This window comes from Azoarcus sp. PA01 (assembly GCA_001274695.2).
GTDB lineage: Bacteria > Pseudomonadota > Gammaproteobacteria > Burkholderiales > Rhodocyclaceae > Aromatoleum.
Map to the genome: position 1 here is coordinate 136,269 of LARU01000005.1, position 16,610 is coordinate 152,878.

The following is a 16,610-nucleotide window of genomic DNA, read 5'->3' on the forward strand; positions in this document are numbered from 1 at the left end:
ATGTCAGGTGCAGCAGAATTTGCACAGGCCTCGGGACGTTGCGCCCGGACTCATAGCGAGAACCACCGCTTTGCGTGACGCCGACACGGCTCCAGAACTCCGACTGGTTCATCGCGTGCTTTTTCCGAAAGCTGCGGATGTCCTCGCCAGTCTTGAAGCACAGCGCTGGTTGCTGTCGTGGCTTCTTTTGGGGGCGTTCAGTCATGACGCGGCTAGTCTCCTTATGGTAGCGAAGGACGTCATATGGAAGTATGCCACGGGCAATGGTCCGTGCAGCGCGCCCTGCTATGTCGTCGGTATGATGAACGATGAACGGTGTCGTGAGATTGCAGGGGATCCGCGCTGGACGTTGTAGGTGCGCTGGTGCCATGCGGCGCGCTGGGTGGATCTGGGCAGACGCGCCTCGGGACCGGTGCGACGAGTATGGCGCAACTCAGACAGTACCGTCGGGACTGCCGGTAACGGCCAGTTGGTCATTGCCAGCTTGAAGCGGAACGCCCACAGTGAACGTCGTAGCAGTCATGGGCTAGGATTACTGGGACTAAAACCATGGTAGAAAAAGCGGGCCGGAGTCGGACTAGACCGAGACCTTGATGCGTAGTTAAGGAAGACAGCTGCTGATTCGAGCCGGAACCCGGCGGCTACCGAAACGCCTATTCATATCTCATCCTGAAAGCCTCAGTCCAGCTTCTCAATGTTGGCGCGCAACATGCCGAGCTCGAGGGTGATCTGGCGCGTGCCAAGCATGCGTGCCGGATTGGGGAAGCACTTTGCAACTGGTGCGTGGCCGACGACGCGATAGACGCGCCACAATTCGTAGCGAGCGCGCTCGCGTAACGCCTTTTCGAACTCCTTGCGCGGCCAGTCGAATCGGCCATCGACGCCCGTAGTTGACTTTACTTCGATCCAACGTGGTCGCCCATGTGCGTCGATCGAGCGGATGTCGTGGTCGGCACCGGGTTCTTCACGCGAGGTCCAAATGACGTAGCGTTCGGGCTCTGCATAACCCATATCGTGCACTTTCTGTAGCTCCATGCGATAGATGAGTTCTTCGCCGCGCCGACCTAAGAGGCTAGCGCGCTCGATTTCGGCAGGCGTCGGTGGAAGCCAGCCCCTGGACGATCGGCTCCCACCGCGGCCCGAGGGGCCGCGTGGCTCGATCTCTGTGCCCTTCTTCGATGCGACGGTCAGCGAAACATCATCGAGGTTTGGCAGTTCAAAGAGCGGGGGCGGTGGCGGCGGATTGGTTGAGAGCGGCGGCGCCAGATCGACGGGGCCGACTGCCTCCGCGTTCGTAGAGCCGCCCGTGTCGAGATTGTCGAAGACTTGGCGCAATGCAAGTTCCTCGGCATCATCGTCACTATCGTCATCGTTGTCGAGATCGATGCTGTCTTCTTCCTCGTCCGCCCATTGGCGGCCATGAGGAATGCCCATCCGATCGAGGTATTCCGTGAGCTCCTCATGAGTGCCGCAGAGGAGAAGCGGAAGGAAGGCGTTGGCAATGCTGCGCATCGTCGCCACGCTAGTCGCTCCCGCGATCTCGGCAAGCGCTTCAGCGAGCAGCAACTGAAAGCTGTTCTTGGTCTTCGGGGGAATGACGCCAATCCGTTCTCTGCTGACGGCGACCTGTGCGGGGACGAGAACACTCGCGCCACCTACGCTGTATCGCCGCTCCATACTCTGGAAGAAGGCAATTTCGCGGACGGCGGCAAGGCGCGCTTCGATCGTTGCCAGATCCGAAGGCTCGAAGCCCGGATGGCCATGTCGGTTCCGGTATGCGATCTCATACAGTGCTTGCGCAAAAAGCGGCCGGCGCAGCATGGCAAGGACCCGCTCGCTCTGCTTGGGCTTGTACCAGAATGGCGGTCGCCCCAAGAGACCGAGCACCGGCGCACTCGTGCCCGCGATCGCAGACAGTGGGCGGATGCCGAGACCGACGAAAAATGCGCGAGCCTGCTCAGACCGTTCGATAACCCCGATCCCGCTATTTGCGTTGCGAAGCGCCTCTTCGAGCGCCTGAAAGTCAGGTTCGACGAGCTTTCCGGCACGCAATTCGCCAAGCGTGAAGAGCCGCGCTCGATCGTCGATTAAGCAGCGAACATCCTCGAGCCCCTGCGGCAGTCCGAAGCTTCGGCGCGCGCTGTAGGCTTCGAGTAGGATGCGCCGGCGACGGGTGTCGAGCGGCGTGTCCTTTGCCCAATCGGTCCCCACGTGCCGGAAGAAGTGCGCCCAATGGCCATCGGTCGATTGGGCCGGCGCGCCAAGCTCTTGATAGGCGCGGCCGACTTCATCGGAATAGCGGTAGAGCGGGATCGCCTCGGCTAACGGTGCTGCCGTCCGAGGTCCGACGAGGATTTCCGAGGGCGCATAGTATCCGTCTTGTACCCAGCAGATCGGCATCTTGACAATCTCGGACTTGGCGCGACGCTCGCGCCCGATCGCCTCCACGAGCGTGGGATAGAGCAGATCTGGCCGATTAGGCGCTCTGCACTCTACCCGACCGCGCTTGATGATATCGAGAAGGGTCTCGGAATCGGGCGCGATCTTGAGTTTCAGCTTACGATAGAGAAGATCGTTGGTCCCGCCGACAACCCGGTCATCGTCGCCAATGCATAACCGATTGGTTGTTGTGTCGAGATGCAGCATGGCCGGGGTGACAAGCCGACCTGACCGTGCCTTGATGCAGGGGATTGCCCGCAATTCGTCGATTTCTGCAGGGCGCAGCAACTTCAGATTCTCGGTGAGGAGCTTTTCAAACCGCTCCGCCATCTCGGGTCGATCGGCGAGGCCGCGAGCGTAGCGCACGAGATCCGAGCCGTTCAGGGTGTTCCGGATCCGCAGGCGTCCCATCAGATCGGGCGCGTTCAACATCTCCTTCGACGGCGCGTCGATGGCCGGGTCGAGCAGGCGGGCGAGCGGTTTCTTAAGATGCACCATGGCGCTCGGGACGACCCACTGGTCTCGCTGGTTCTTGACCACCGGATTGTTGCGCAGCGCCGTCAGGGCGCGCCGGCTGATCGGTGTCTTTCGCGTCAACAGCTTTCGGTAAAGGATTTCGCGCTCCCGATCATCGGGGGCGGCCGTGGCCGCGCGCTCGGCAGCGTCGATCAGCCATTGCTCCTCGTTGAATGTCCGGCAGTGGCTAGAAATCGCTTTGAAGGGAACGAGCTCCGGATGCAGCCTGTTGGCCTCCGGCTCTGGACAGTCGGCCCAGAGATCGGGATCCACGATCATGAGTTGGGTGGCGGGTCTGAGCTCGCCGGATGCGCTCAGAGTGGAGGACGTGTTGCCGAGATCGGCCTTATGCTGCTTGGTCAGGCGGCGCGGATAGGCCGACAGCGCAGCGGCGAGGCGCTTCTGCATGTCGATACCGGCGAGGGCGCGGCTGAAGTCCGTGAAATGGAAGTTGGCGCCGTCGCCGACCTTGGTCTCAAGACCGTCCTCATCCTTGCCCGCGCATCGCAATCGGACCAGCGAGGAGGCAGTGAACCGCTTGGCGCCGCACTCGGCGACCAGATCGCATAGCGCTTTGTCGGCGGCGAGGGCCGGATCGAGATAGCGCTTGTCACTGAGGAATCCGGCATACTGTTCTTCCGTCGGCAGCACGATCTCGCTTGCTGAAGCGAAGTGGTCCTCGCCCTTTCCCTGCGTGGGCCAGCAGGCGTCCTTTGCGAGCCGTTCGGCGACCTTGGTCACGAAGTGAGCTGGGCTCGCGGCGCCGTCGCCGAAAAGCGCCTTGAAGGAGTCGGCACCATATCGGCCGAACCAGTCGGCCTTGAGCAGATCGACGGTCAGATCTACGGCCTGATCGATGAGCCAGTCGTTCCAGACGTGGTCGTTGATCCCGCTACGATCGGTATTGAGTTCGAACGGCGCGCTGACGCTGACGACGCAACCAGTGCGGGAGGAAGGCGTCTTCAGCGGATAGTAGAAATAACCGTGCTGGGCGAGATCGATGCGCCGACGTGCGATCGGGACGGAGACCGCGATCTTTAGCCGCCCGCCGGGCAGCTTGTAATAGGCAGGGAAGCGGCGTGCGGCATGATCGGCCGGGATCTCGATCGACCGGAAGAATTCCTCCTCCTGGAACGGCACGCCCCTGTCGTCGCCATCGATGAGTCTCCCGCTCCGCGCCACCATGGTGACGCCCGGGGCACGGCAGTGTTCGGGCTTCGCGTCCTGCCTCCAGCGCAGCATCCGGCCCGTGCGAATCGAGCGGATATTCACCTCGCGCAGGCCGCGCTTCTTGCCGCTGAGCGCCAGCTTTACTAGCGTATCCGGCATTCCCGCCGCCATCAATCTGATGGCATGCTCCTCGCGCTCGACGGTGAAGGCCTCAAGCCTCTCGGTCGATTTCTGCCGGTACTGCACGTAGACACGAACACCCTTCTCGCCCCGCCACGCCGGGTCGCGCTCGCGCCCCGTTTCCTGGGTCTGAAGATCGAGCAGCGCGACCTGCCCGCCGGAGCGCACGTGGATTTCGTCACCAAAGCGGAAGAGCGAGCGCAGGCCGAAATTCTTCGAACCAATGCCGTTTTCTTTCGGCGCCACCACCTCTGCTTGCCGGCTGCCCATCACATTGCCGGTGCCGACGATCACCGAGAGCCGTTCCCATCCGTTGCGGTCAATGTTTCGGCCCGTGCCGGCTACCTCAAGCGAGCTGCTCCCGAAGGTGAGCGTCAGCGTCTCGCCGCCGCCATCATATTCGTTCTGGACGAGCTCGCGCAGTACGTCGCTCGCATCATGTCCCGCGACAAACTGCTCGATGAAGCTAGAGCCGATCCTGGTTCGCCGGCTGCCGCTGAAGTCGGGCGGCGCATAGTCGGGCTCTTTGACGGAAGGGGGGAGGATGCAGGCCTTTCCACGATTCCGAGCAGATCGGCTTGGGGGTGTGACCTCAGTCGTTCCACCCGGCCGCTCTAATTCCTCTGTTGCTAAATTCTTGTCCAAACTTCGCACCGCGCCGCTAGGATGATGGCAGCATCGTAGCGCGCACGTCATACACGCGCAACGACGCACGAAGGTTTGCTTTTTGTTGAGCGAGAGGCCGAGGCTGAGCGATTACGCAGGTGAGCGATCCCTAGTTCAGCGTCCGCAAATAGGTGCGTTGCTGCCGCTAACAAATCAATGCGGCAATGTCGCCTTAGGTTTAGGTTTGTTTGACGTCTGCCCTCCACGTGCCGAGGCTGGATGACGCGAGAGCGCCTGCGGGCAGACGTTGAATAAACCTCCAGGGACGAAACCGCGGAATGCTGCCGCGCGGTTTGGGCAGGGCGCGACCTATGGGAATTTGAAGTCAGTCGCTGTTCCCGGGATGGCCGGTGATTGGCGCATCGAACCGTCGGCCACGCACAGCTCGACACCGACGGCGGTCATTGGCGCCACGATCGCGCGTGCCGGAAGCGGCGAATGCTGGCGAGAAGGCATCGAACAACAGCCGGCCGCTGCCGGCGCCGGGAACTCGGGCGCCGATGCTGTCGTGTGACGAAAGAGCTGCAGGCGGTGCATCATGGTGGTGCGCGAATCGGCTGTCGACGCATGATGATCTCGACGACCAGCATGGCGCTGCCGCAGCAGCGACAGACGAAGGTTGGCGGTGGCGTGACGGCGCTTTCGTTGTCGATCGGTTCGGGTCGAGGCACATCGAGCAAGGCACGCGCCGTGGCCAGATTCTGCTGTCGCCCGGCATTGGCCAGCAGTCCGTAGTGACGGATGCGGTGGAAACCCGTTGGCAACACATGCAGCAGGAAGCGCCGCATGAACTCATCGGCGGCAAGCGTCATCGTCTTGTGGCGGGTACGCCCCTTGGCGCGGTAGTCCTTCCAGCGGAAGGACACGCCGTGCTCATCCATCGCCACCAATCGGCGGTTCGAGATGGCCACCCGGTGGGTGTAGCGGGAGAGGTAGGCCAATACGGCCTCGGGACCGGCGAACGGACGCTTGGCATACACCACCCACTCGCACCTCTTCAGCGGCACCAACCACCGGCCGAACGCGCCGGCATCGGCCAGGGGCGCGTGCTCGCCGAAGAATTGCAGCTGGCCGGCGCGATAGAGCTTCTCGAGTTCCTCGATGAAGCGCCGACGGAACAAGCGCGACAGCACGCGCACCGGCAGGAAGAACCCGCGCCGGCAAGCGACCCAGCGTTTGCCGTCTGGAGAAATTCCACCGCCGGGGACGATGCCATGCACGTGGGGATGATGCGTCAATGCCGAACCCCAGGTGTGCAGGATCAAGGTGGCGCCGATCTGGACGCCGAGGTGTTTCGGATCGGCGGCGATCGTCGTCAGCGTTTCCGCTGCGACGTCGAACAACAGCCGGTAGATCACCGCCTTGTTGGTGTAGGCGATGGCGCTGATCGGTTCGGGCAGCGTGAAGACGATGTGGTAGTACTCGACGGGCAGCAGATCGGCCTGTCGGGCCTCGAGCCAGCGCTGCGCGGCACGCGCCTGGCACTTGGGGCAATGTCGATTGCGGCAGGAGTTGTAGCTGATCTCCTCATGCCCGCAGGCATTGCAACGCAATGCGTGTCCGCCCAGCGCCGCGGTACGGCACTGTTCGATGGCCGACATGACCTTGAGCTGACCGAGGCTCAGGTGGCCTGACTGCTTTGCTCGCCACGCGGGGCCATGGGTGCGGAAGATGTCGGCGACCTCCAGGGCAGGCCGCCCCATGGCCGCGCTACGCGGAGTTCAGCTTCTCCAACGGGCTGACGACCTCGCGCAGGATGTCGGTGGCGACCTGGGCATACAGGGCGGTGGTTTCCAGCTTCTTGTGCCCGAGCAGGACCTGGATCAGGCGGATGTCGACCTTCTGCTCCAGCAGGTGGGTGGCAAAGGCATGGCGCAGCGAGTGCATCGATACCCGCTTGTCGATGCCCGCTTCGTCGGCGGCGGCGTGGATGGCGCGGTCGAGTTGCCGGGCGCTGAGGTGTCGGACCGGATCCTGACCAGGGAACAGCCAGCCGCCATCGAGCATCTTGCCCTGCGCATGGGCCACTCGCCACCACACGCGCAGCCGTTGCAGCAGCAACGGCGAAAGCATCGCATAGCGATCCTTCTGGCCCTTGCCTTGTTCAACCCGCAGCGTCATGCGCTGGCTGTCGATGTCGGCGACCTTCAAGGACACGACTTCGCTGATGCGCAGGCCCGTCGCATAGGCCAGTGCCAGGGCGGTTTGGTGTTTCAGGTTGCCGGTCGCAGCGATCAGGCGCTTCACCTCGTCCGGACTCAGGATCACCGGCAGCTTGCGCGGCAGATGCACCGGCTGCATCTTGGCCATCAGCTCGGGACGGTCGAGCGTGACGGTGAAGAAGAATTTCAAGCCGCAGATTGCCGCGTTGAGCGACGTGGGCGAGGTCCCGTGATCAACGAGGTACAGCTGGTAGTTCCGCAGATCCTCGACGGTCGCGGTATCCGGCGAGCGCCCAAGATACTTCGCGAAGTAGCGCACGGCGCGCACGTACCCTTCCTGGGTTCGATCGCCCAGCTTGCGCATCCGCATGTCCTCGATCATGCGCTCGCGCAACGGACTGATGCTCGGCTTCTGGGTTTCCATGGCTTGCTCCTGTCGAAAACGAGGCGGATCGCCTCATTTCCAACATGGCAGAGCACTGCCAATGCACACCCGCGACGTCCTGACCGTCCGAAGCGGTTCAGCACGCCCTACCGCGCGAGCGGTTTAGTCCATGGCCGAGCTGCTGACCATGAGCCGTCTCATCCTGCTACTGCAATGCGCAAGGATGGGACATCCACGGACTCGAAGCCGAATGGCGGGAATGGCGGGCGAAGAAGCAGATCGCGCCGCGCAGTCCGGAGCGGCCCTTCCTGGCCTTCTGCAAGCGGCGAGGACCACCATCTTGACGCAAGCGTTGAATTCGTCCGTGTCGAATAGCGAGTGGGCCGTCAAGCGGCCTGAACTACTGAAATATTCGCTGCTGCCAATCAACCGATTGCTGCACGACGTAGCGCAATGGGATGAAGCCGCGATTTGTAAGCGTTCCGATGACCTGCTCGTCCGGGCGCTCAAAATCTGGCCTCGCCATGTCTGAGCCTCGCACTGGGTCGGACAGGCGGCACCTGCACCGAGCGAAGTCGGAATACGACTAGGGAGTGAAGCCGGTCTTGCGGCCGGCTTTTTTTCTAGACTGTTTATGATTGATAAAGGACGTTATCATTCATGAAACTAGGGATAAAGGGACGAGAAGGGCGGCGAGGATGCCAGCCGAGATGGCAGGTTCATCGAGGCCGCGGACGCATTGTGGCTAAAGTACCGCACAACCTGTTCCTTGCCTACGATACCAATATTTGGTATATATAAATATTGGAAAGGAGAGCCCCGCCATGGCAAAGAACACCAGCGTGACGCTCGGCGAGCATTTCGAAGGCTTCATTACCAGCCAGATTGCCCAAGGCCGCTACGGTTCGGCAAGCGAAGTCATCCGCGCATCCTTGCGTCTGCTCGAAGAACATGAGCAGAAGGTGGAAGCCTTGCGCCGCGCCCTGATCGAGGGCGAGGAAAGCGGCGAGGACTCGCCCCTCGATTTGCAGGAGATCAAACGGGCCGCGCGGCGGCAAGCCGGTCTGGATGCGTAGGCCAGACAGGACCTGATCGGAATCTGGCGCTACCCCTACGAGGAATGGGGCGAGCAACACGCCGACAGATACCTGGACGAGCTCGAAGCCGGCATCGCCCGGTTGCAGGATCATCCCGGGCTCGGTCGCATGCGGGATGAGGTCAGGCAAGGCTATCGCTCACTCGGCATCAATCATCATGTCGTCTTCTACACCGTGGAGGGCGAGGTGATTCGCATCATCCGGGTGCTGCATGCCCGGATGGACCCGGACAGTCATCTGTAGATCATCCGGGGAGAAGCCCCTGCGGCCTGGCCGTTTCTTCCGCCCCGTCCGGCGGGCCGATTCTTCTAGTGTAGGGGCGCTAAAGGTTTTATGGTGGATGTTCATACATCCAGGTTCGATCATGGCAAACGATTCGACGACAAGGTGGACGGTGACGGTTTCCAGGGAAACCGATTTCGCACTGCGCGCTTTTCTGGGGGCTCAGGGAATGCGCAAGGGCGACATCTCCCGCTTCATCGAGGACGCCGTGCGCTGGCGGATGTTTGATCAGAACGTGCAGGCCATCAAGGCGCGCAACGCCGATATCCCCACCGATGAGCTGCAGGCGGCCATAGGCGAGGCCTGCGCCGCCGTGCGCGTGGATCGTTTCAGTGCGCGAATTCACGGCCCTGAAAGGAATGGCACGTGATGACTAATGGCGGCAGACGTTCGGAAGAGAAAAACGCGGAGCATGAGCCGGGTGAACCCAAAGCTCTCCGCGCGGATATCAGCCAGGGGATGACGGCCCTGATGGCCGGTCGGATCACCGACTTTGACATAGACAGGATCGTCAAACGTGGGAGAGTGCTCCTTGCAGAAAGAGGAGGCTTCGACGCATGAGCGAAGGTCTGGACCAGCCGGCAGCAGCGGCGAAGCTGCCTGCGCGGCAAGCGGCAGGAGGATTGGTCCTCCCCGCCCTGTTCTGTCCGAATGAGTCGACCAGCCGGCGCTTCATTGAGTTCTTCACCGCCAACATCCGTAACCCCAACACGCGCCGCGCCTATGGGTGGGCCGTGGTCGGGTTCGCCGCCTGGTGCGAGCAGGAAGCCCAGATCACAGTGCTGCGCGACATTGAGCCGGTGCATGTCGCCGCCTATGTCGAGACGCTGCAGACGCGCCTGTCGGCCCCCTCGGTCAAGCAGCACCTGGCCGCCATCCGCATGTTGTTCGACTGGCTGGTGGTCGGCCAGGTCGTCGCGATCAATCCGGCGAGCGCTGTGCGCGGCCCGAAGCACTCGGTCAAGAAAGGCAAGACGCCGGTGCTCGCCGCAGACGAGGCCCGCGCTCTGCTCGACGCGATCGATGTCAGCACGGCCGTGGGCCTGCGCGATCGCGCCCTCATCGGCCTGATGGTCTACACCTTCGCCCGAATCGGCGCGGCGCTCAAGATGCGGGTTGAGGATGTCTATGTGCAGGGCCGGCGCAGCTGGGTGCGGCTGCACGAGAAAGGCGGCAAGCAGCACGAAATGCCCTGTCATCACAATCTCGAGGAGTATCTGCACGCCTATATTGAGGGCGCGCAGCTCGCCGGCGCGGGCAAGGCCTTCCTCTTCCGCACCGCCATCGGCCACACCGGCAGACTCTCGGAGCGCCCGATGTCCCAAGCCGACGCCTATCGGATGATCGGTCGCCGCGCGGCCAACGCCGGCATCCTCACCCGCATCGGCAATCACTCCTTCCGCGCCACGGGCATCACCGAATACCTGCGCAACGGCGGCAAGCTCGAGATCGCGCAACAGATGGCCAACCACGAGAGCGCCCGCACTACCGGCCTCTACGACCGCCGCAATGACCAGCTCACCCTTGATGAGGTCGAGCGGATCGTGGTCTAAATCTTCGCGGCGCAACTCCTATGCCATAATTATTTACATGCTAAAGCACTACATGGCACATCGAATAGCCCGAAGTTTTCAGCAAATCCAGCGAAGTAATGCGGAACTGCGGGTGGTGCTCGGTCCGCTCTCTAAGCGTTTTGCGGGCATACAAGTGACCAGAGGCGGCCTCGTCCAGCGGGAGTAAACTAGGCGCACCAGGCTCGCCAGCGCCGACAACAGCCAGACTGATCCGCCCTTCTTGAACCACAGCCAGGGCAGGTAGCAGCGGACGATTCCGGCGATCGCGGTGACGAAATAGCGCAGCAAGGTCCTCACGTTCGTTGCGCAGACCGCCTTGGCGGAAAGAACGCGGCAGACCAAACCGGCTGGCGGGAGCAATAATCCACAGGAACCCCAGCACTTATCCACAAAAAATGGGGGTAACTTTCCATCCCCGAATACCGCGCCTACAAAACCGGCATGATCCTCGCGATCGTCGAGCACATCCACGAACAGGTGAATCGCGCGCACTGTCGATATGGACCGTGGCATGGACGCTGGCCGCCATACGATCGATCCCGCGCATTTCGGCAGCCTCCCCTTGAAACGCTGGAGCGGGCCCTGTTACAGGCCCAGCCCGGCGGAATGTTGCGGGTCTTTGCGGACGAACCCTGGCATCTCCACGACTTGCTGCAAGCGCTCGCCGACCGGAAATGCGCTGTCTCGCCCGGCTATCTTCAAAATCTGCGCGCCGCCGCGACCAGGACCGAACCGGTCGCCCCCAAGTGGCCGCTGCAGGACGAGGCCATGCGCCTGAGCCCCAAGGAAGGTCAGATCCTCCGCCGCCTCGCCGAAGGGCACTCCAACAAGGAACTCGCGCGCAAGCTGTTCGTGACCGAAAACACCGTCGAAACCCATTTGCGCCGAATCTACGGAAAGCTCGGGATCCGCAGTCGTACGCAGGCCGTAGCGCGGGCCTTGGAGTTGGGCCTCATCTAAGAACTTGATGCCGCCTTGCGTCCAGGCGGCCGCGGTCATTTCACGTCGGGGTCAGGCGCACCGACCGTGGCGTTTGTGATTCAATCGCACTGTACCGCACAACCGAAGCGCCCCAGTGAAGACCGAAACCACTCAACCCGGCCGTAAGGCCCAGCTCGACGCGCTGCTGCTCAAACTCCCGGGCGTCAGCGCCCGGAAAATCAGCGGCCTGGACGCCTATTTCGTCAGCGACAAGATGTTTGCCTGCGTCAGCGCCAACGGCGTTGGCCTACGCCTTCCCGTCGCCGTCGCGACCGAGGCGCAGTTTTCCCGGGCGAACGTCTCCGCGTTCCAGCCCGGCGGCCTGGCCAGCACGCGGGAATGGATCCAGATCAACCGCGAAGACGCAGCCGATTACGAGAAGGACTTGGAGCTCTTCGAGGCGTCGGTCGCCTTCGTGAAGGTCGCCGGGAGCCGCTAGCTGCGCCGTTCACGCGCTCCCGCTCGTCGTTCCGATAGGACACGGAGCATCGGCAGAATACCGAGCGCGGCGATCAAATGCTTGACCGGATGCCCCGAAAACAAGCCGTCTGTCAGCGTCCAGAGCAAGCGGTCAAGGAGCTCGAAGGCTTTCGCGACCCCGTACGCGAACAATAGCCAACCCCACGGCAGCCGAACCATTCCCGCGGCGACGGGAAGGCGGAACCACAGCAGCAGTACGCCAAGGCCGCCGAACTGGGTAACGAGGTAAAGCCTCAAGTCGCCCGAGAGCCTCCACAGAACAACGGCGACCAATCCTGTCATCTGCCACCCGACGAACCAGCGCCTGCCGGCCGCGGGTCCCAGCCTTTCCGCACCAAGGGAACCTACAGCCCCGGCAAACGCGATCGTCATTGCGAGCCGATCCCAGACGAGAGACGCGTCGGTTGGAGAAAGGTGGTACCAGACGCTCCCGATCCCGGTGAGCACGAGCCCCGTGAAGAAAACCGTCAGCGGCAAATATTGCGCGGGCATCGAGCGGGAGCAGCGCGGGAGCCCCGCCAGCCCGGCCGCGACGAATGCGAGGCTCGTCAACACGTCGGCCGCATGCGGCAGCGCGATCGGTCCCAGCGACAGCGCCCGCGAATCCGCGAACCGGTGGTAGTCCTGCGGCTGCGCAATCGGCGCGACGAACGCGAGTCCTGCAAACAGGAGGCAGACCCAAGCGAGCGCCCCATACTCGGCAATGCGCGAGGAACGCGTCACATCACGGATTCACTACAACTGGCGCCCGGAGTATGGCGGCAGCGAGCTCAGCCGCGCATCCTCGGTTGGGACGCCGACGGTGAAGTGATACAGGCTCTGCCATTCGCTCCCCGCTAGACCGAGCAATTCGTGCATCGAATCGTCGAAATAGCAGCCGATGCCGGTGCCGCGCAGCGCAGCCGCTTCCGCTTCGAGGTACAACGCCTGGCCGATCATGCCGCACTCGCGAAACAGCGCCGGGTAGCGCCAGGGCTCGCGTTGGGCGAGACCGAAGCGCCCCAGCATGCCGAGCGCGAAGCACGAATCGGCGGCAATTTCCTGATGGCAGCAGACGAGCTGCGCCGAAGCGCGAAGGTCGTAAGGGATCAGCAGGTATAGCGGCAGATGAGTCGGCCCGACCTTGTGCCACAACCAGTCATCGCGGAGCGCTGCCCGCAGTTCGTCGAGCACCGCCGCGTCGCGCAGCAAGATGTAAAGCCCCGCGTCGAGTCCGGTGACCCGATGTACGAGCAGCGCCAGGTGGACCTGCGGGCGCGACGCGCACGCGCTCCACGGCGGCACGCCCTGTCGCGGCAATACCGCATCGAGCAGCGCGAAGAAAGCTTCGGCAGTCATGCCGGAGACACCGTCGAACGCGAGCGCGCTGCGGCGCTGCCGGACCAGGGCTGCGACGCACAAGTCGAGGGTCGGCTCGGACGGCGCCGGAAACGTCGGCAGATCCGCCACCGCCTCCGGTGCGGTTCGCGGCTTGTGCACGGCGGCCTGAACGTCGTCGATCTCGTGCCAGTGCACATGACCCGTGCTGAGCCTGCTGGCCTGGCCCTGCCACGCGCAGCGCGCGCTGAGGACGCCGAGCAAGTCGACATCGACCACTGCCTGCGCGTCGCCGATCAGCATCAGCACGTCCGGCACTTCACGCTCGGCGGTGCCGAAGTCGGCTTCGCGATCCAGTCCGGCGAGGCGCGCGACGTCATCGTCGCCGACCTCATCGAGCACCCTCGCCCTCCATCCGAGCGCCGCCGCAGCGAGCGAAACGGCTGCGATCGCGTGTCCGCAGTCGTGCTGACAGTAGCGATACGCGCGCATGCCGTACTTCCATGCCTCGCGCCAGTGGATCGAGCTGAGCGCGACGAGCAGCGCCCGGCCGCGGAACGCCGCATCCCATTCGTTCGTTGCGCCCGCGCGCTGTTCCAGCACATGCTCACGACTCGAATAGTGATACACCCCTGCCGCGACGTCAGGCAGCGCCGGCACAATCAAATAGGCCTCGGTCGGATGCAGATTGCCACTCGAAGGATTGCAGCGTAGCGCCCAGCGCGTGCCGCCGAATTCCTTCCACGCGGACAGCGCCAGCGACAACTCGAACAGCAAACCGATGTGCGCGCGATCGAGCGGCGCCGCCACCGGCAGACGGCCACGGCGCAAGTCGTTGTAGCGCGTCTCGCAAGCATCGGCCGCCAGCGGCAGCACAACACGCGGCGCGCCGGCATAACTGCGCCACGGATCGGGCTGATTCGCCCAGTCGAGCCGGCCCGGTCCCAGCGCATAGCGCTCGGGTCGATGCTTGCTATTTTCATGATAGGCACGAACGGTCATGGCACCGGCCCATGGGTGGCGATCGCAGTATTTTCCATTATCGCCCCCGCCCTCGCGAGCTGCACGAGCGAAGTCGCACCCCGCCGAAATATCGGCCTTCCCGACAGCGGCGCGAGTCAGGCGTCGAGCCGTGCAGCCCCCGCCAGCCGCGGACTTCCGTCTTCATGCACTTCCTGATTGGGCCCAATGAGGAAGGATCGGTCGAACCGCCGCGAGTCGCTCTGGACCCGTGGCGCGCCGCGAACCGCGTGACGAAACCGTGTCGCGAGCGATGAGCCGGGCTGTCAGTTGCACGCTGGCGCCTCGCAGCCTCCCTGAAGAAGACCGCCGACTTTCGTCGGCGGCTCCGGTTTCGACGAAGCACCGGTTTTCCGGACCGGTGCGAAGGCGCTGACAGGCAAACCCCTATGACGAAACCCCGGGCCGAAGGCCGTCCCTGTTTCAGGGGCTGACAGGTCGCATGACGCACGTTTTTGCCGAAACGTGCAAAACGGTGGAAAACCGCAAAGACGATTTCTGTAGCCTCCGCTGCAGAAAGCGCCCTTCGTCGAAGGGCTCCCGAAGTGTCGAAAAAGGCAACCCGGGCAGGATATGAAACAGGATTTCGCCGCATTAGCGGAAAGGCGCCGGGCGGCTGCCCGCTTCGAGCACTCGCCCCGCTGCGGCCCGTACTCCGAGTGCCTCGGATCGAGCGACCCGATCGTGCGAATCGAGGACATCGCGCACATGCTGGCCAGCACCTGCTGCTTCGCCTAGCAGACGACGTTCTTCTATTCGATCGCGCAGCACGACTATCTCGTGAGCATGATCGTGCCGCCCGACGATGCGCTCGCCGCGCTGCTCGCGGACGCGCGGACGGCACTCGAGCAGCTGCTGCCGCAATGCTTCGAGACCGACGGTGATGCGGCCCCCTACATCCTCGCGCGGCTCGGCCTACCGAGCGGCCTGCCCCCGGCGGTCGAGCAGGCCGATTTCGTGCTGCGCGCGACCGAACGCCGCGATCTCGGCCAAGCGCACGACCCCGCGGTGGCGCCCCTCGAGGGGGTCGGGCCGCTGCCGCTGAAGATCCAGCCGCTGCCTCCGCTCGTGGCGAAGCACCTTTTCCTCGATCGCTATTACGAGCTTCGGCCGCAGCGGAGTCCGAGCGCGTCCCCTGTTCCCGAGGGCGCGTCATGACGCAGCAAGCGTTCCCTGGCTTTTAGGACGCCGCGCATGCGATGCCCGGCCTGTGGCCCCATGCGAGGCGCCAATGACTTCACCATGGCCGCAGTGTGCGCCGGCGAGTTTCCCGGGAAGCGAGACCGGCGAGCTTTCGCTCGCAGGCGCGCGCCTTACGCAGATCCTGCTGCCGAACGAAAAGACCCGGCCGGAACACGCGATCGCGGTGGCGCTGTTGCCGCCGCCGAAGGAGGCATGAAATGTTCCTGAATGAAGACGAACTGCGCGACCTCACCGGCTACCAGATGCCCTCGGCGCAAAAGCGCTGGCTCACGGATCGTGGCTGGCCCTACGAGGAAAACGCCGCGGGATACCCGAAAGTGCTGCGCTCGGTTGTCGAGAAGCGCATGGGCGGCTCGACCGAACCTGTCCGGCGCAGGCAAGGCCCGAATCTCGAAGCTATCCTGCGATGATGGGACGTCAGCGAAAACATGGCCTGCACCTGCCGCCCCGCATGTACCTCAAGGGGCGCTCGTACTGGTACGCGGGAAAAGCCCGATGGATCAACCTCGGGCGAAGCCTCCCCGTCGCCCGGACGAAATGGGCCGTACTGGAGAACACCGACGCCCCGGCCGAGATGATGTCGAGCGTCATCGGCCGCTACCTGCGCGAAGTGGTCCCCGAGAAGGCCCCGAGCACGCAGGCCGGCAACAGGCTGGAAGCGGCGACGCTGACGAAGGTGTTCGGCCTCATGAAGCCGGCCGAGATCACCCCAGCGGACGTGTGGGACTTCATGCAGACGCGCGCGAAGACGTCGGAAAGTCCGCGCCAACCACGAACGGTCCCTGCTGCAGGACATCATGCGCCACGCGATCATGTGGGGGCACTGCAAGGACAACCCGGTGCGCGAGGTGAAGCCGTTCAAGGAAACCCCTCGCACGCGCTACGTCACCGACGCCGAGTTCGAAGCGGTCAAGCGGATCGCCTCTCCGATCGTGGCCGCGCTGATGGATCTGGCTCGCCTCACCGGCCAGCGCCGCGGCGATCTGCTCGCGCTGCGCCGCGATGCGATCACCCTTTATCTTCGCCAATTCTCGATACACAACACACCGACCCGGCAGAACTCCGCTTCGTTGGCCGTGACGACTACCAGTCCACGCGCCAGACCGCGGCCGACAATCTGGCAGTCGTAAGGGCCAGA

The 16,610-nt window shown here is 63.5% G+C and carries 17 protein-coding genes and 1 pseudogene; 12 read left to right on the forward strand and 6 right to left on the reverse strand.

From position 1 onward, the window contains the following. Window positions 1-678: 678 nt before the first annotated feature. The 3 genes from PA01_19915 to PA01_19925 form a co-directional block, all read right to left on the reverse strand. Window positions 679-4,950 carry a DUF3883 domain-containing protein gene (locus PA01_19915; GenBank protein ID KAI5911892.1) on the reverse strand — a complete coding sequence of 1,424 codons (4,272 nt, stop codon included), beginning with the start codon at window positions 4,948-4,950 and terminating at the stop codon, window positions 679-681. A 557-nt stretch (window positions 4,951-5,507) separates the two neighbouring features. Beyond that, entirely contained in the window at window positions 5,508-6,674 is a 1,167-nt protein-coding gene (locus PA01_19920; protein ID KAI5911893.1) for an IS91 family transposase, read from the reverse strand. A gap of 7 nt (window positions 6,675-6,681) precedes the next feature. Next, a complete protein-coding gene (locus tag PA01_19925) occupies window positions 6,682-7,557 on the reverse strand; it encodes a site-specific integrase (GenBank protein ID KAI5911894.1) in 876 nt (291 codons plus the stop codon). Window positions 7,558-7,687: 130 nt separating this feature from the next. Between PA01_19925 and PA01_19930 the strand changes: the two genes are divergently transcribed. The 6 genes from PA01_19930 to PA01_19955 all read left to right on the forward strand — a co-directional run bounded on the left by PA01_19930 (window position 7,688) and on the right by PA01_19955 (window position 10,450). Further along, window positions 7,688-8,050 carry an HNH endonuclease family protein gene (locus tag PA01_19930; protein KAI5911895.1) on the forward strand — a complete coding sequence of 121 codons (363 nt, stop codon included), beginning with the start codon at window positions 7,688-7,690 and terminating at the stop codon, window positions 8,048-8,050. Window positions 8,051-8,342: 292 nt separating this feature from the next. Then, complete coding sequence (locus tag PA01_19935; GenBank protein KAI5911896.1) at window positions 8,343-8,594, forward strand: type II toxin-antitoxin system ParD family antitoxin; 252 nt, start codon at window positions 8,343-8,345, stop codon at window positions 8,592-8,594. A gap of 21 nt (window positions 8,595-8,615) precedes the next feature. Beyond that, entirely contained in the window at window positions 8,616-8,858 is a 243-nt protein-coding gene (locus tag PA01_19940; GenBank protein KAI5912069.1) for a type II toxin-antitoxin system RelE/ParE family toxin, read from the forward strand. 121 nt (window positions 8,859-8,979) lie between these two features. After that, on the forward strand, window positions 8,980-9,267 hold the full coding sequence (locus PA01_19945) for a ribbon-helix-helix domain-containing protein (protein ID KAI5911897.1): 288 nt from the start codon (window positions 8,980-8,982) through the stop codon (window positions 9,265-9,267). Further along, the gene (locus PA01_19950) at window positions 9,267-9,458 is read left to right on the forward strand and encodes a hypothetical protein (protein KAI5911898.1); all 192 of its coding nucleotides are present in this window, start codon (window positions 9,267-9,269) and stop codon (window positions 9,456-9,458) included. Before PA01_19945 ends, PA01_19950 begins: the two co-directional genes overlap by 1 nt. Continuing rightward, on the forward strand, window positions 9,455-10,450 hold the full coding sequence (locus tag PA01_19955) for a tyrosine-type recombinase/integrase (GenBank protein ID KAI5911899.1): 996 nt from the start codon (window positions 9,455-9,457) through the stop codon (window positions 10,448-10,450). The genes PA01_19950 and PA01_19955 overlap by 4 nt, the downstream gene beginning before the upstream one ends. A 216-nt stretch (window positions 10,451-10,666) precedes the next feature. Here PA01_19955 and PA01_19960 read toward each other — a convergent pair. Next, window positions 10,667-10,768 (reverse strand): annotated as a pseudogene (locus PA01_19960) (hypothetical protein). Between the two features lie 144 nt (window positions 10,769-10,912). On the opposite strand from PA01_19960, the gene PA01_19965 reads away from it, so the two are divergent. Both PA01_19965 and PA01_19970 read left to right on the forward strand, forming a co-directional pair. Next, window positions 10,913-11,431 carry a response regulator transcription factor gene (locus PA01_19965; protein ID KAI5911900.1) on the forward strand — a complete coding sequence of 173 codons (519 nt, stop codon included), beginning with the start codon at window positions 10,913-10,915 and terminating at the stop codon, window positions 11,429-11,431. Between the two features lie 115 nt (window positions 11,432-11,546). Further along, window positions 11,547-11,891, forward strand: coding sequence for a hypothetical protein (locus tag PA01_19970; protein KAI5911901.1), 345 nt, complete (start codon window positions 11,547-11,549; stop codon window positions 11,889-11,891). Here PA01_19970 and PA01_19975 read toward each other — a convergent pair. Together PA01_19975 and PA01_19980 are read right to left on the reverse strand one after the other, a co-directional pair. After that, window positions 11,888-12,655, reverse strand: coding sequence for a hypothetical protein (locus tag PA01_19975; protein KAI5911902.1), 768 nt, complete (start codon window positions 12,653-12,655; stop codon window positions 11,888-11,890). The two genes, PA01_19970 and PA01_19975, sit on opposite strands and share 4 nt — an antisense overlap. A 12-nt stretch (window positions 12,656-12,667) precedes the next feature. Next, window positions 12,668-14,251: a nitroreductase family protein gene (locus tag PA01_19980; GenBank protein KAI5911903.1), complete on the reverse strand. Its 1,584-nt coding sequence runs from the start codon at window positions 14,249-14,251 to the stop codon at window positions 12,668-12,670. A gap of 798 nt (window positions 14,252-15,049) precedes the next feature. Here PA01_19980 and PA01_19985 point away from each other — a divergent pair. The 4 genes from PA01_19985 (at window position 15,050) to PA01_20000 (ending at window position 16,602) form a co-directional block, all read left to right on the forward strand. After that, complete coding sequence (locus tag PA01_19985; protein KAI5911904.1) at window positions 15,050-15,427, forward strand: hypothetical protein; 378 nt, start codon at window positions 15,050-15,052, stop codon at window positions 15,425-15,427. Window positions 15,428-15,500: 73 nt separating this feature from the next. Further along, the gene (locus tag PA01_19990) at window positions 15,501-15,668 is read left to right on the forward strand and encodes a hypothetical protein (GenBank protein ID KAI5911905.1); all 168 of its coding nucleotides are present in this window, start codon (window positions 15,501-15,503) and stop codon (window positions 15,666-15,668) included. Between the two features lies 1 nt (window position 15,669). Beyond that, window positions 15,670-15,882: a DUF4224 domain-containing protein gene (locus PA01_19995; protein ID KAI5911906.1), complete on the forward strand. Its 213-nt coding sequence runs from the start codon at window positions 15,670-15,672 to the stop codon at window positions 15,880-15,882. Window positions 15,883-16,269: 387 nt separating this feature from the next. Then, on the forward strand, window positions 16,270-16,602 hold the full coding sequence (locus PA01_20000; GenBank protein ID KAI5911907.1) for a hypothetical protein: 333 nt from the start codon (window positions 16,270-16,272) through the stop codon (window positions 16,600-16,602). Window positions 16,603-16,610: the final 8 nt, after the last annotated feature.

Excerpts from the sequence above, each read along its gene's own strand:
- PA01_19920 (KAI5911893.1), bottom strand. The coding sequence starts at position 6,674 with ATGGGGCGGCCTGCCCTGGAGGTCGCCGACATCTTCCGCACCCATGGC.
- PA01_19925 (KAI5911894.1), bottom strand. The coding sequence starts at position 7,557 with ATGGAAACCCAGAAGCCGAGCATCAGTCCGTTGCGCGAGCGCATGATC.
- PA01_19930 (KAI5911895.1), top strand. The coding sequence starts at position 7,688 with ATGGCCGAGCTGCTGACCATGAGCCGTCTCATCCTGCTACTGCAATGC.
- PA01_19935 (KAI5911896.1), top strand. The coding sequence starts at position 8,343 with ATGGCAAAGAACACCAGCGTGACGCTCGGCGAGCATTTCGAAGGCTTC.
- PA01_19945 (KAI5911897.1), top strand. The coding sequence starts at position 8,980 with ATGGCAAACGATTCGACGACAAGGTGGACGGTGACGGTTTCCAGGGAA.
- PA01_19950 (KAI5911898.1), top strand. The coding sequence starts at position 9,267 with ATGACTAATGGCGGCAGACGTTCGGAAGAGAAAAACGCGGAGCATGAG.
- PA01_19955 (KAI5911899.1), top strand. The coding sequence starts at position 9,455 with ATGAGCGAAGGTCTGGACCAGCCGGCAGCAGCGGCGAAGCTGCCTGCG.
- PA01_19965 (KAI5911900.1), top strand. The coding sequence starts at position 10,913 with ATGATCCTCGCGATCGTCGAGCACATCCACGAACAGGTGAATCGCGCG.
- PA01_19980 (KAI5911903.1), bottom strand. The coding sequence starts at position 14,251 with ATGACCGTTCGTGCCTATCATGAAAATAGCAAGCATCGACCCGAGCGC.
- PA01_19990 (KAI5911905.1), top strand. The coding sequence starts at position 15,501 with ATGACTTCACCATGGCCGCAGTGTGCGCCGGCGAGTTTCCCGGGAAGC.
- PA01_19995 (KAI5911906.1), top strand. The coding sequence starts at position 15,670 with ATGTTCCTGAATGAAGACGAACTGCGCGACCTCACCGGCTACCAGATG.
- PA01_20000 (KAI5911907.1), top strand. The coding sequence starts at position 16,270 with ATGCGCCACGCGATCATGTGGGGGCACTGCAAGGACAACCCGGTGCGC.